This window comes from Streptomyces sp. B21-083 (assembly GCF_036898825.1).
Taxonomy (GTDB): Bacteria; Actinomycetota; Actinomycetes; order Streptomycetales; family Streptomycetaceae; genus Streptomyces.
Genome location: NZ_JARUND010000002.1, coordinates 816,323 through 829,188, shown reverse-complemented (window position 1 = coordinate 829,188; position 12,866 = coordinate 816,323). Strand labels below are relative to the sequence as shown.

Sequence of the window (12,866 nt, the reverse complement as noted above, 5' to 3'; positions counted from 1 at the left end):
GTCATGTCGTGTGCATGATGGGGTCGCGACTATGGAACGGATGCCGTACGCAACCGACTTGTCCGACGAGCAGTGGGCGTTGATCGAGCCGTTGGTCACCGCGTGGAAGCAGGAGCGGGTGGCGCGGTCGGCGACCGGGAACCCGGGCTCCTGCGACCTGCGTGAGGTCGTGAACGCGCTGCTCTACCAGAACCGGACGGGCTGTCAGTGGCGGCTCCTGCCGCATGACCTCCCGGCCTGGTCGGCGGTGTTCTACTACTTCACCCTGTGGCGCCAGGACGGCCTTGACCAGCGGATCCAGGAGATTCTCCGCTGCCAGGTGCGGGAGCGGGCCAGACGATTAGAGGACCCGTCCCTGGTGATCATCGACACCCAGTCCGTCCGTGTGGCGGCCGGGGTGCCGAAGGCGACGACGGGACTGGACGCGAACAAGAAGACGCCCGGCAGGAAGCGGGGACTCGCCGTCGACGTGCTGGGCCTGATCATCGGTGTGGTGATCCTCGCCGCGAGCGCACACGACAACGAGGCCGGCATCGCCCTGCTGGACCAGGCGGCCGAACGATGCGGGATGCGCCTGGAAAAGGTCCTGGTCGACCAGGGCTTCAAAGACGCCGTGATCATCCACGGGGCGGTGAAGGACATCACCGTCGAGGTGGTCCGACGCAACCCCGCCGACGAAGGCAAGGGCTTCGTCCCGCAACCGAAGCGGTGGGTGGTCGAGCAGGTCAACGGCACCCTCATGCTGCACAGGCGTCTCGCCCGCGACTACGACCACCGGCCCGACAACGCGGCCTCCCGCGTCTACTGGGCCTCCACCGCCGGCTTGCTCCGCCGCCTCACCACCCCTGCCCCCGCCTGGCGGGACGACGTGGAGCTGGCCGCGTGAACGTCCACGAACTCCTGCGGCTGCTGCAGACCGAACACGATGAGACCGCAGCCCGCGCCGCCACCCTGCGCGAGCAGATCGAACGGCTCACCACCGCCCTCACCGAGACCGAAGCCCGCCTGGCCGAACTCATCGCCACCCGCAAGGTCATCGACGGCCTCACCCCTCCCGACCACGCAACGGCCCCCGCGGGGACCACGACCGCCACCGTCTACCAGCGCATCGTGACCACGTTCAACGAACATCCCAGGAAGGTGTTCCGCGTCCACGATCTGCACGAACACCTCGGCCTGCCCACCGACGAGCCCTAGATCAACGTCATCCGTTCCCGCCTGGGACGACTCGTCCGCCAGGGACTCCTCGAACAGCCCGGACGCGGCCGCTACCAGAAACGGACTTAACGCCCTCTGAGACGGCCGCCTTCCGTCCGCTGCTGGAACCACTTGACCTGGCAGGCGCCGTGGTCGCCTTCGACGCCCTGCACAGCGTCAAAGACCAGGTGCGCCGGCTGGTGCAGGAGAAGAAGGCCCACTACATCGCGGTGATCGGGAAACCAGCCGACCGCGTCGGCCCAGGTCAAGGCCCTGCCGTGGGAGCAGGTGCCCGTGGCGCAACACCGTCTCCGGGACCGGATACGACCGGCGGGAGTCCCGCTCGGCCAAGACCATGGCCATCGCGGCGAACCTGGGCGGGATCGCCTTCCCGCAAGCGCGGCCGGCCCTGCGCATCCACCGGCGGCGCCAGGAGAGCGGCAAGCGGCAGACCCGGGAGACGGTCTACGCCGTCACCAGCCTCGACACCCACCAGGCCAGCCCCGCCGAGTTGGGCGGATACGTGCGCGGGCACTGGGGAATCGAAAATTCCAGCCATCACGTCAGAGACGTGGTCTTCGCCGAGGACGCCTCCACCGTCCACACCGGCAACGCGCCGCGAGTGATGGCCGCTCTGCGGAACCTGGCCATCGGCAGGCTGCGACTGCTGGGAGCCGACAGCATCGCCAAGACCACCCGAGCCATCCGGGACGCACCCGAACACGCCCTCTGGATCTGGGGCGTCACCGACAGCCCACTCCTACCGGGAACTTGAAGCCGCCCTGCAGGATCAGCGGGATGGTGCGACGGCTTGGCAGCGGTGGGCAGCGCACAGTGCGGCGTGCAGCACGTTCTGCCCTGTGCCTCGCCCGACTCGCGCTGGAGCTCGTCTGCGATGGCGATCCACAGCCGGTAGAGCTTGTCCGACAGCATCGACTCGGCGGGACGTTCATCCACGCGCTCCACCACGAGCCCGGTGGCACGTGCCCGCTCCTCCCAGCAGCGCGGACGCGATGGGGTTCGGCACCGCCGAGGTCGTCTGTACACACGCAGTCGGCCCTGATCGGTTTGCAAGTGTCTGCGGAAGCCTTCAGCTCACGGCAGACGGGCAAGATCTCCGACGGACTGGAACCTCCTCCGAGATCATGTCAACGTACAACGAACCGGAAAATACCAGGTCAGACACTGGGTGCGGAGTGAAGGTCGGTCTGCAGAGGGGCTGGCCGCTTTGGCAGTACCCATCCCGCGCTGCTCGGTCCCACGACCGCGTCCCGCTCCGAGGAGGTCCACCTGTCAAGTCCCGCCTTCCGATTCGCCCCCAACGCGTCCTATCCCGCTTGGCGCCGCGAACGCCTGAACATGCCGGGAAGCGGAGGAGGTTGGCGCTCTTTACAAGGCGTTTGAGCGTGTAAAGGCCCGTAACCCCGACCGGCTCACCAACGACAGGCTGTCCATGCTCGTCACGGATGATGCCCCCGGCCCTCCGTTCGCACCGCGTGGCGTTTGACCGAGGCGGGAACAGGGCCGCCGAGCAGGACCTCGTAGATCAGGGCGATACCTAGCAGAAGCTCCCCGGTTACCGAAACCGGGGATCTTCCAGAGCATTGATGGTGTTCGCACGCGGCTGTGCTTGGCGGTGGAGCCGTGCCGAACCCAGTTGGCAGAGCCGTACGCATTCGAGAGGAGACGTTGGTTGGCTGTTGCCAGCTGCTGCTACATCAATGACCACACCTTCATGCCCCTGGCCACTGCTGCTCTACGCAAGGTCACCTTCGGGCTGCTCGCTTGTGCGCCGCGAGGAAGTCGCGCGCTGTATCGGTGCGCACATGGATTCCGGCATGAAGCCCGTCTCGACGCGAAAGTGATACTGCATGGCTCGTCCTCCGGCGTTGAAGCTCGCTGAGGTCCTTGCGGAGATCCGTATGAGTCCTTCGGCGTTCTACCGAATGCGCACTCGCGGGGAAGCGCCCCGAATGATCAAGTTGCCCAATGGTGAACTCAGGTGCCGTCGTGCTGACCTGGATTCCTGGTGGGACAAGTGCGAGAAAGATTCTGATACTTGGCGATGAGTTACAACGTCCGCTTCTGGGACATATGGGAGCGGCCCGATAGGCGCAAGCCGTTCATGGTCCCGTGGACGGTCAATGGGCGCGAAAAATCAGAGTCGTTCATGACTGTCGGGCTCGCCGAGAGCAGGCGCGCAAAGCTGCTGACCGCGGCCCGTGAAGGTGAGCCTTTCGATGAGCTCACAGGGCTGCCGGCGTCCGAGCTGCGAGCTATCAAGCAGCGGACGACATGGTACGACCTTGCGCACGAATACCTCGACCAGCGCTGGGACCGTACACCGGGAAACACCCGCCGCACACTAGCGGACGCATTCGCCACCATCACGCCTGCCCTTGTGTACGCTGGCGTGACCTATCCGGAGCCACGGGTGCTACGACGAGCCTTGTATTCCTGGGCGTTCAACAAGAAGGCATGGGGGGAAGAGCCAGTTGAGGAATGGCGGCATGCGCTGGAATGGATGAAGCGGAACTCCATTTCCGTCAGCGCTCTCACGGAATCCGACGTTCTGCGGCGGGCACTGGACGCCCTGTGCCTCAAGCTGGACGGCAAGGAGGCTGCTGCCAAGACGGCGCGGCGCAAGCGGGCCGCGTTCAATGAAGTCCTCAATATCGCGGTGGAGAAAGGCTACTTCACACAGAATCCCCTCAACGGGCTTCGGTGGAAAGCTCCAGCGGTCAACGAGGAGGCGGACCCGGCTGCCGTTCCCAATCCCGCCCAGGTCGCCCGGTTGCTCACGGCGGTTGCCCAGCAGCGCGGTCGCGGCCCTCATCTAGAGGCGTTCTTCGGCTGCATGTATCACGCGGCAATGCGGCCTGCGGAGGTCATTCATCTCCGGTTCGAACAGTGCCATCTGCCCGACTCCGGATGGGGAATGCTCAACCTTTCGGGTGGCGTCGTCACTTCAGGCAAGGAGTGGACCAACAGCGGCTCGGTGCACGAGGTGCACTCCCTCAAGCGCCGCGCGGCTACCGCGACTCGACCTGTGCCTATCCCGCCGCAGTTCGTACGTATGCTCCGTGCGCACATCGAACGCTTCGGCGTGGCGCCGGACGGCCGACTGTTCCGGAACCAGGCTGGCAACTACGTGGATGCAGCTGCCTACGGTACAACGTGGGCGCGGGCACGGAAGTACGTGCTGACCCGTACAGAACTCACCTCCAAGCTGGCCAAGCGGCCCTATGATCTCCGGCACGCTGGGATCTCGTTCTGGCTGTACTCCGGTGTCGACCCTGCCGAGTGCGCTCGTCGCGCGGGCCAGAGCATTGAGGTCCTCTTCCGCTACTACGCCAAGTTCCTGGACGGCATCCGAGAGCAGGCCAACCGCCTCATTGAGGAGTCCATGCAGGAGTGGGACCGCGTCAGCCAGAGCGCGGAGTGTGAAGGGTGAGGCGGGGTTTGGTCCGTGACTGGTCCGGAAGTACTGGTCAGGAGCGGGACAGCAGTGGGAGGAACTGGGAGTTATGACGTAAGTCGGTCCTTGCACTGGGTGGGCCGAGAGGAAGGCGCCTGGCGGGCAAAAGCCCAGCTCAGGCGCCTTTTTTCGGGCCCTTAGAAGAAGCCCAGCTTCTTCGGTGTGTACGACACCAGAAGGTTCTTCGTCTGCTGATAGTGGTCCAGCATCATCTTGTGTGTCTCACGGCCGATCCCGGACTGCTTGTAGCCGCCGAACGCCGCGTGTGCCGGATACGCGTGGTAGCAGTTCGTCCACACCCGGCCCGCCTGGATCGCGCGGCCCGCCCGGTACGCGGTGTTCATGTCCCGGGTCCACACGCCCGCCCCGAGGCCGTACAGCGTGTCGTTGGCAATTTTGATCGCGTCGTCGAAGTCGTCGAAGGACGTCACGGACACGACCGGCCCGAAGATCTCCTCCTGGAAGATCCGCATCCGGTTGTCGCCCTCGAAGATGGTCGGCTGGACGTAGTACCCGCCTTTCAACTCACCGTCGTAGTTGATGCGTTCGCCACCCGTGAGGATCCTGGCCCCCTCCTGCCGGCCGATGTCCAGATACGAGAGGATCTTCTCGAGCTGGTCGTTGGACGCCTGCGCTCCGATCATCGTGTCCGTGTCGAGTGGGTGACCCGGCTTGATGAGCTCGGTACGGGCGACCGCGGCCTGGAGGAAGTCGGCGTAGTTGCCGCGCTGGACCAGCGCCCGCGACGGACAGGTGCACACCTCGCCCTGGTTGAGCGCGAACATGGTGAAGCCTTCGAGCGCCTTGTCGCGGAAGTCGTCGTCCGCCGCCCACACGTCGTCGAAGAAGATGTTCGGCGACTTGCCGCCCAGCTCCAGCGTGACCGGCTTGATGTTCTCCGAGGCGTACTGCATGATCAGCCGCCCCGTCGTGGTCTCACCCGTGAACGCCACCTTCGCCACCCGCGCGCTGGAGGCGAGCGGTTTGCCGGCCTCCACCCCGAAGCCGTTGACGATGTTCACCACACCCGCCGGCAGCAGGTCAGAGATCAGGCTCATCCAGTAATGGAGGGACGCCGGCGTCTGCTCGGCGGGCTTGATCACGACCGTGTTGCCCGCCGCGAGCGCGGGCGCCAGCTTCCAGACCGCCATCAGGATGGGGAAGTTCCACGGAATGATCTGCGCGACCACCCCGAGCGGCTCATGGAAGTGGTACGCCACCGTGTCGTCGTCGAGTTCGCCGAGCGACCCCTCCTGCGCTCGGATCGCGCCCGCGAAGTACCGGAAGTGGTCGATGGCGAGCGGGATGTCGGCGGCCAGCGTCTCCCGTACCGGCTTGCCGTTCTCCCAGGTCTCGGCGACCGCCAGCGCTTCGAGGTTCGCCTCCATCCGGTCTGCGATCTTCAGCAGGATGTCGGACCGCTGGGTCACGGACGTACGGCCCCACGCCGGCGCCGCCGCGTGCGCCGCGTCGAGCGCGCGCTCCACATCCTCGGCGGTGCCCCGTGCGATCTCCGTGAACGGCTGCCCGTTCACCGGACTCGGGTTCTCGAAGTACTGCCCCCGGACCGGCGGCACGTACTCGCCGCCGATGAAGTGGTCGTAGCGCGCCTGGTAGGAGACGATCGCGCCGGTGGTGCCGGGCGCCGCGTAACGGGTCATGCTGGCCTGCCTCCTTCAGCAGAGCCGCCCGCCGTCGGGCCGCTCTCGCCGCGACGCTAGAACCGGCGAGGTTGCAGACAGGTTGCGCGCGGGGCCCGCCATGGGATGCGCGGGGGAGCGTACCGACGCGTGGCGCGTACGAGGGTGCCGTCGCGTGGGTCGGCAGGTGATCCGGGCACCGGCGCGGGCTGTGGGGCCTGAGCCCGGGGCACGGGAGCCGGGCAGGGTCAGCGCCGAGCGGTCTGACGCGCCCACCCTCGCGGCGCCGACTGCTCCGACTCCAGCTCGTCCAGGCGAGCCCGCACGGCCACCGTCGGTCGCACCGCCGCGAGCGCACGCCATACGTCGAGGTCGTCCTCGCCCCACGGTGCGTGGACCCAGTCGGCCAGCAGGTCCGGGTCCCGTCGGGCGACGAGCGCGGTGCGCAGACCGTCAGCGAGCCTGCGCCGCAGCCGGGCCACCGCCGGTGCCCGGGAACCGGGCAGCAACGGACCGGAGTACGCCCGCACCGCCGTGGTGATCGCCCCGGTGTCGAGCGCGCGCTCCACGACGGCTATGTCCGACTCGACCGGCATCGTCAGCCGGTACGGGCGCGACGCCAGCGACCCGGGAGCCAGGACACGGCGCAACCGGGCCAGTTCGGCGCGCAGCGTCACCGGTGTGACCGACTCGTCCTCGTACAACGCGCACAGCAGCTCGTCGCCGGTCAGTCCTTCCGGATGGCGGGCGAGCAGGACAAGGAGCTCGCTGTGCCGTCGACTGAGCCGCAACGCGCGCCCGGCGGCCAGCAGTTGAGCCTCGTCACGGCCCAGCGCGGTCAGTTCGAGCGTGTCCGTGGCGGGGCGGGCCGGGGCGAGCAGCGCCAGCTGGGACTCCGCCGCCCGTGCCACCGCCTGCACGAACCCGAGACTGTGGGGATGCGCGAGCCCGTCCCGGCCGGTGATGTCCACAGCGCCGAGCACCCGCCCGGTGCGCGGATCGTGCACCGGAGCCGCCGCGCACGTCCATGGCTGCACCTGCCGGATGAAGTGCTCGGCCGCGAACACCTGCACCGGCCGGTCCACGGCGACCGCCGTACCCGGCGCGTTCGTCCCGACCGCCGACTCCGACCAGCGTGCCCCCGGTACGAAGTTGATCCGACCCGCCTGCCGCCTGGTGCTCGGATGGCCCTCCACCCACAGCAACCTGCCCTGCGCGTCGCACACCGCCAGCAGATGCTCGCCGTCGGCGGCGAAGGTGCCCATGAGCTCCCGGAACAGGGGCATCACCAGGGCCAGCGGATGTTCCGCCCGGTAGGCGCCGAGATCGCCGTCCACCAGTTCCACGCTCGCGGAGCCGTCCGGTCCCACCCCCGCCTTGGCGGAACGCCTCCAGGAGTCGGCCACCACGGAACGCACCGGCCGGGTCACCGTCCCGGCCTCGGTGAACGTCTCGTGCGCGCGACGCAGCACCCGTCCACGTTCGACGGGGTCGGCTCCCGGCTCCAGGGCCACCCATGGATCGGTCAACTGGGCCTCCCTGCGGGCGATACGGCTGGTGACATCGTCACTCGGGGGAGGGAAGCGGACAACCGTTTCGACGCGGTGGACCGATCGAGGGCACCACCGTTTCGCTCAGGCGCCGTTGACGAGGCGTAGGTAACGCGTCCAGTCCCAGCTGGGCCCTGGATCGGTGTGATCGGTGCCGGGCACCTCGTAGTGCCCGATGATGTGCGTACGGTCCTTCGGTATGCCGTAGCGCGCGCAGACCGTCGCGGTGAGCCTCGCCGACTGCTCGTACAGGACGTCCGTGAAGTAGCCGGGCCGGTCCACCCACCCTTCGTGCTCGATGCCGATGCTGCGCAGGTTGTGGTTCCAGTCACCCGCGTGCCAGGCGATGTCGCGCTCCCGTACGCACTGCGCCACGTGTCCGTCGCCGGACCGCACGACGTAGTGCGCGGACACCTTCTTCCGCGGGTGCTGGAAGACGGCCAGGGTCGTGGAGTAGGACGCCTGGGTGACATGGATGACGACCAGGTCGGGAAGCAGGGTCACCGGGCGGTGCGACGCCGTGTAGTTGGCGGTGGTCGCCGGCTCCCAGGTGGCCGACGGGTAGTCGGGGGACGGGGGTTGGGCGCCGACCCGGGGCGCGGGCAGCAGGACGTAGGGACCGGCGGCGAGCGCGGCGCTCTTCAACAGCCGCCGTCTGCTGGGGAACACCCTGGTCCGCTCCATCCGTGAAAGGCCTTTCGAGGAAGGTGGGAAAGGTGGGGAGTACGGATGGAGGGACGCACCGGTGCGCCTGGGGGTTGCGGATGCCTGGAACGTCGCCCGCTCAGCCCCGCCCCGCCACCGCCCCCGGATCGTCCAGCACCGCTCGCACCACCGAGTGCGCTGCGCCCAGCAGCGGGCCCTCGGGTCCCAGCCGCGACACCGACACCGCACAGGCGGGTCCCGCCGTACGCCGGGCCAGTTCCGCCTCCAGCGCCGGAAGCAGCCATGGCGCGAGCCCGGACAGAGCGCCGCCCAGGACGACGATCTCGGGGTCCAGCAGATTGACCGCCCCGGTCAGCGCGATACCGAGTGCCGTGCCCGCCCCGTCCAGAGCTCGCCGTACGTCCGGGTCACCCTGAGCGGCGCGCTCCGCGAGCAGCCCGACGCGATCCTCGCCCGACTCGACGCCCGCCGCCCGCAGGACCGCCTCCTCACCCGCGTACTGCTCCAGACACCCGCGACCACCGCACGCGCACTCCGGCCCCTCCGGACGGACCGGCACATGCCCCAGCTCGCCGGCGAATCCGCGCGTTCCGCGCAGCAGCCGTCCGTCCACGACCACCGCCGCGCCGATGCCGATCTCGGCCGACACATGCAGGAAGTCCGACGGAGTGCCGTCTCCGAGCCAGAGTTCCGCCAGCGCGCCGAGGTTGGCCTCGTTGTCGACCGTCAGCGGGAGGTCGACGGCGAGCAGTGCGCCGAGGTCGGTGTCGTGCCAGTCGAGGTTGGGGGCGCGGACGACGGTGCGCCCGTCGCGGGCCACGAGCCCCGGTACGGCGACCGCGATCCCGGCCGGCCACAGGCCCTCGCGCTCCGCTTCGGCGATCACCTCCCGCACCAGGCCGGTCAGTTCCGCGATCACCGGTTCGGGGGAGCGCCCGCGGTTGGCGCCGTTTCGTACGGCGCGTGCCCGGACCACGCCCCGCAGATCGACCGCGCAGACCGCGAGGTGGTCGACCCCGACCTCCGCGCCGATCCCGGCCGGACCGCGCCCGCTCACGGCGAGCGCCGACCCGGGGCGCCCGACCCGGCCGGGCCGCTCGGGACCCAGCTCTTCGAGCAGCCCCGAGCGGGTCAGCTCGTCCACCAGCGTCGACACCGCCGCCCGGGTGAGCCCGATGCGTGAGGCGACGCCGGCACGCGACAGCGGCCCCTCGGCGCTGACGGTGTGCATCACCCGCGCGAGGTTGCGGCGGCGCATGCCCTGCTGGGTGTCGGGCAGCCGGGCGCCCGCGCCGGGCGGACGGGCCTCGTGCAGCGGTGCGCTCATGCCTCCGTCAGTCCTCGGTCGGTGTCCGTGAGCCGACGTTCACGGACGGGCGTACGCCGGCGTCCTTCAGCTGATGTCGGTGCGGCTCCGTCGCTTCGTGTTCGCCTCTCGGGCCGTCACTCGGCGGCCGTCCCCCGCTCCAGCAGCGGCGATGCGTCGGAGAGTACCCCGGCGATCCGGTCCAGCGTCGTCTGGTCCCGCTCCACCGCGTCCAGCACCGGCCCTCGGGCCGTGTCCCAGCGGCGAGCGACCGCGGCCGGGTCCTCGCCGGTCAGCAGGCCCGCCGCCTGCGCCGCGGCGCCGAGCGCGACGAGTTCCTTGGCCTCGGGCACCTGGACGGGCCGCCCGGACAGCCGTCGTACGGTCTGCTGCCAGGCCGTACCACGCGCGCCGCCGCCGATCAGCAGCAGCGGTGCCGAGCGGTCCGCGTCCGCGTCGAGCACCAGATCGAGGGCGCCGAGCAGCGAGTGAACCGCCCCGTCGTACGCGGCCTGGAGGAGTTGTCCGCCGGTCGTGTCGTGACGCAAGCCGTGCAGCAGTCCCGAGGCGCCCGGCAGGTTCGGGGTGCGCTCGCCGTCCAGGTAGGGCAGGAGCGTGACGCCCGTACCGGGTTCGACGGCCTCGCGGTCCAGGCCGAGCAGTGCCGCGACGCGGTCGACGGCGAGCGTGCAGTTGAGGGTGCAGGCCAGCGGCAGCCAGTCGCCGCGGGCGTCGGCGAAACCCGCGACGGTGCCCGTGGGGTCGGCGGGCCGGTGCGTCGAGACCGCGTACACGGTGCCGGACGTGCCGAGGCTCAGTACCGGAGTGCCGGGGCGCAGCCCGAGGCCCAGGGCGGCGGCGGCGTTGTCCCCGGTGCCCGCCGCGACCAGGGTGCCCTTGGAGAAGGGCAGCTCGTGACCGTCGCGGACGGTTCCCGCCACTTCGCCGGGCCGGACCACCCTGGGCAGCAGGGCGGGGTCGAGCCCCACATGTGCGAGCACCTCCGAGTCATACGCCTCCGTCCCGGACGCCCACCAGCCGGTGCCGGAGACATCGCCGCGGTCGGTGGTGCCCTGGCCCGTGAGACGCTCGGTGAGGTAGTCGTGGGGGAGGCGTACAGCCTTGGTGGCGCGCACCGCCTCCGGCTCGTGCTCCGCCAGCCAGGCCCACTTCGTGACCGTGAAGGAGGCGCCGGGAACGCTTCCGGTGCGCTCCGCCCAGGTCTTCGCGCCGCCCAGGTCCTCGACCAGCCGACGGGCCTGGGGCGCGGATCGTACGTCGTTCCACAGCAGGGCCGGACGGACCGGCTCGCCGTGCGCGTCCAGGGTGACGAGACCGTGCTGCTGGCCGCCGATCGACACGGCGGCGGCCTCGCGCGCCGCGTCACCGCATTGGCTCAGTGCCTCGCACAGGGCGTCCCACCACTGCCGCGGGTCGCTCTCGCGGCCCGCGCCGGTGGTGACGGTGTGCGCTGCCTGGCCGCTCGCCACCACCCGCCCCGTGGCCGCGTCGACGACCAGCGCCTTGGTGGACTGGGTCGACGTGTCCACGCCGACAACGAGCGGACCCTCGGCTGCTGACATCAAGCTCTCCCTCTTCCGCGGCTCCGCGGGCTCTGGCCTGGCGTTTTCCGGTGACCGTCCGGGTCGCGGGGACCCGTTCCCACCGTCAGTCTCTGCTCAGGGACAAGTTGTCTCTTCCCAGAGATGCTTCCGCATACTAATTTGTAAACCGCCATGACGAAATAGTCGGAGCAAACGCAAGGAGCCGCGGCATGAACTACCAGCCCACCCCCGAGGACAGGTTCACCTTCGGCCTTTGGACCGTCGGCTGGCAGGGACGGGACCCGTTCGGCGACGCCACCCGCCGTGCGCTCGACCCGGTCGAGACGGTGCAGCGACTGTCCGAGCTCGGTGCTCACGGAGTGACCTTCCACGACGACGACCTGATCCCCTTCGGGTCCTCGGACACCGAGCGTGAGTCGCACATCAAGCGCTTCCGCCAGGCCCTCGACGCGACCGGTATGCGCGTCCCGATGGCCACCACCAACCTCTTCACGCACCCCGTCTTCAAGGACGGCGCGTTCACCGCGAACGACCGTGAGGTGCGCCGCTACGCGCTCCGCAAGACGATCCGCAACATCGACCTCGCGGTCGAACTCGGCGCGGAGACCTACGTCGCCTGGGGCGGCCGGGAAGGCGCCGAGTCCGGCGCCGCCAAGGACGTACGCGTCGCCCTGGACCGCATGAAGGAGGCCTTCGACCTCCTCGGCGAGTACGTGATCGCCCAGGGCTACGACCTGAAGTTCGCGATCGAGCCCAAGCCGAACGAGCCGCGCGGCGACATCCTGCTGCCGACGGTCGGCCACGCCCTGGCCTTCATCGAGCGCCTGGAGCGCCCGGAGATGTACGGCGTCAACCCCGAGGTCGGCCACGAGCAGATGGCCGGGCTGAACTTCCCGCACGGCATCGCCCAGGCACTGTGGGCGGGCAAGCTCTTCCACATCGACCTCAACGGCCAGTCCGGCATCAAGTACGACCAGGACCTGCGCTTCGGCGCCGGCGACCTGCGTGCCGCCTTCTGGCTGGTCGACCTCCTGGAGACCGCCGGTTACGCCGGCCCGAAGCACTTCGACTTCAAGCCCCCGAGGACCGAGGACCTCGACGGCGTGTGGGCCTCGGCGGCCGGCTGCATGCGCAACTACCTGATCCTGAAGGAGCGTGCCGCCGCCTTCCGCGCCGACCCGGAGGTCCAGGCGGCCCTGCGCGCCTCGCGGCTGGACGAGCTGGCGCAGCAGACGGCGGCGGACGGTCTCCAGGGCCTGCTCGCGGACCGCTCGGCGTTCGAGGAGTTCGACGTGGACGCCACGGCCGCGCGCGGGATGGCCTTCGAGCAGCTCGACCAGCTGGCCATGGACCACCTGCTGGGTGCGCGAGGCTGAGTCGCGTGCGGACCCGGGGACGCCTGTCTTCCGACGGGGTCCCCGGTCGCCGACCGGACAACTGTGCCGCGGTGGGTCCCCTGTGACC

At 69.5% G+C, this 12,866-nt stretch carries 11 protein-coding genes; 6 read left to right on the top strand and 5 right to left on the bottom strand.

Going from position 1 to position 12,866, the window contains the following annotated elements:
* Positions 1-31: 31 nt before the first annotated feature.
* The 5 genes from QA861_RS27720 (at position 32) to QA861_RS27700 (ending at position 4,651) form a co-directional block, all read left to right on the top strand.
* Positions 32-886, top strand: coding sequence for an IS5 family transposase (locus tag QA861_RS27720; protein WP_334591329.1), 855 nt, complete (start codon positions 32-34; stop codon positions 884-886).
* Entirely contained in the window at positions 883-1,197 is a 315-nt protein-coding gene (locus tag QA861_RS27715; RefSeq protein ID WP_334591328.1) for a PspA/IM30 family protein, read from the top strand. The genes QA861_RS27720 and QA861_RS27715 overlap by 4 nt, the downstream gene beginning before the upstream one ends.
* 355 nt (positions 1,198-1,552) lie before the next feature.
* Positions 1,553-1,972: a hypothetical protein gene (locus QA861_RS27710; protein ID WP_334591326.1), complete on the top strand. Its 420-nt coding sequence runs from the start codon at positions 1,553-1,555 to the stop codon at positions 1,970-1,972.
* 1,096 nt (positions 1,973-3,068) lie between these two features.
* Entirely contained in the window at positions 3,069-3,266 is a 198-nt protein-coding gene (locus tag QA861_RS27705) for a helix-turn-helix transcriptional regulator (RefSeq protein WP_334591325.1), read from the top strand.
* A complete protein-coding gene (locus QA861_RS27700; protein ID WP_334591324.1) occupies positions 3,263-4,651 on the top strand; it encodes a tyrosine-type recombinase/integrase in 1,389 nt (462 codons plus the stop codon). Before QA861_RS27705 ends, QA861_RS27700 begins: the two co-directional genes overlap by 4 nt.
* Before the next feature lie 161 nt (positions 4,652-4,812).
* Here QA861_RS27700 and exaC read toward each other — a convergent pair whose 3' ends face one another.
* The 5 genes from exaC to xylB all read right to left on the bottom strand — a co-directional run bounded on the left by exaC (position 4,813) and on the right by xylB (position 11,420).
* On the bottom strand, positions 4,813-6,336 hold the full coding sequence (gene exaC / locus QA861_RS27695) for an acetaldehyde dehydrogenase ExaC (RefSeq protein WP_334591323.1): 1,524 nt from the start codon (positions 6,334-6,336) through the stop codon (positions 4,813-4,815).
* 227 nt (positions 6,337-6,563) lie between these two features.
* Positions 6,564-7,844, bottom strand: a complete 1,281-nt coding sequence (locus QA861_RS27690; protein ID WP_334591322.1) for a GAF domain-containing protein — start codon at positions 7,842-7,844, stop codon at positions 6,564-6,566.
* Positions 7,845-7,949: 105 nt separating this feature from the next.
* Positions 7,950-8,549 carry an N-acetylmuramoyl-L-alanine amidase gene (locus tag QA861_RS27685; protein WP_334591321.1) on the bottom strand — a complete coding sequence of 200 codons (600 nt, stop codon included), beginning with the start codon at positions 8,547-8,549 and terminating at the stop codon, positions 7,950-7,952.
* 100 nt (positions 8,550-8,649) lie between these two features.
* Positions 8,650-9,858 (bottom strand): ROK family protein, encoded by a 1,209-nt coding sequence (locus QA861_RS27680; protein ID WP_334591320.1) that lies wholly within the window; start codon positions 9,856-9,858, stop codon positions 8,650-8,652.
* Between the two features lie 116 nt (positions 9,859-9,974).
* Positions 9,975-11,420: a xylulokinase gene (gene xylB, locus QA861_RS27675; RefSeq protein ID WP_334591319.1), complete on the bottom strand. Its 1,446-nt coding sequence runs from the start codon at positions 11,418-11,420 to the stop codon at positions 9,975-9,977.
* A gap of 191 nt (positions 11,421-11,611) precedes the next feature.
* On the opposite strand from xylB, the gene xylA reads away from it, so the two are divergent.
* Positions 11,612-12,778: a xylose isomerase gene (gene xylA, locus QA861_RS27670; protein ID WP_334591318.1), complete on the top strand. Its 1,167-nt coding sequence runs from the start codon at positions 11,612-11,614 to the stop codon at positions 12,776-12,778.
* The last annotated feature ends 88 nt before the right edge of the window (positions 12,779-12,866 follow it).

What these genes read in the sequence shown, in the direction of transcription:
- QA861_RS27720 (WP_334591329.1), top strand. Translation starts at nt 32, where the DNA reads ATGGAACGGATGCCGTACGCAACCGACTTGTCCGACGAGCAGTGGGCG.
- QA861_RS27700 (WP_334591324.1), top strand. Translation starts at nt 3,263, where the DNA reads ATGAGTTACAACGTCCGCTTCTGGGACATATGGGAGCGGCCCGATAGG.
- QA861_RS27710 (WP_334591326.1), top strand. Translation starts at nt 1,553, where the DNA reads ATGGCCATCGCGGCGAACCTGGGCGGGATCGCCTTCCCGCAAGCGCGG.
- xylB (WP_334591319.1), bottom strand. Translation starts at nt 11,420, where the DNA reads ATGTCAGCAGCCGAGGGTCCGCTCGTTGTCGGCGTGGACACGTCGACC.
- QA861_RS27685 (WP_334591321.1), bottom strand. Translation starts at nt 8,549, where the DNA reads ATGGAGCGGACCAGGGTGTTCCCCAGCAGACGGCGGCTGTTGAAGAGC.
- xylA (WP_334591318.1), top strand. Translation starts at nt 11,612, where the DNA reads ATGAACTACCAGCCCACCCCCGAGGACAGGTTCACCTTCGGCCTTTGG.
- QA861_RS27680 (WP_334591320.1), bottom strand. Translation starts at nt 9,858, where the DNA reads ATGAGCGCACCGCTGCACGAGGCCCGTCCGCCCGGCGCGGGCGCCCGG.
- exaC (WP_334591323.1), bottom strand. Translation starts at nt 6,336, where the DNA reads ATGACCCGTTACGCGGCGCCCGGCACCACCGGCGCGATCGTCTCCTAC.
- QA861_RS27705 (WP_334591325.1), top strand. Translation starts at nt 3,069, where the DNA reads ATGGCTCGTCCTCCGGCGTTGAAGCTCGCTGAGGTCCTTGCGGAGATC.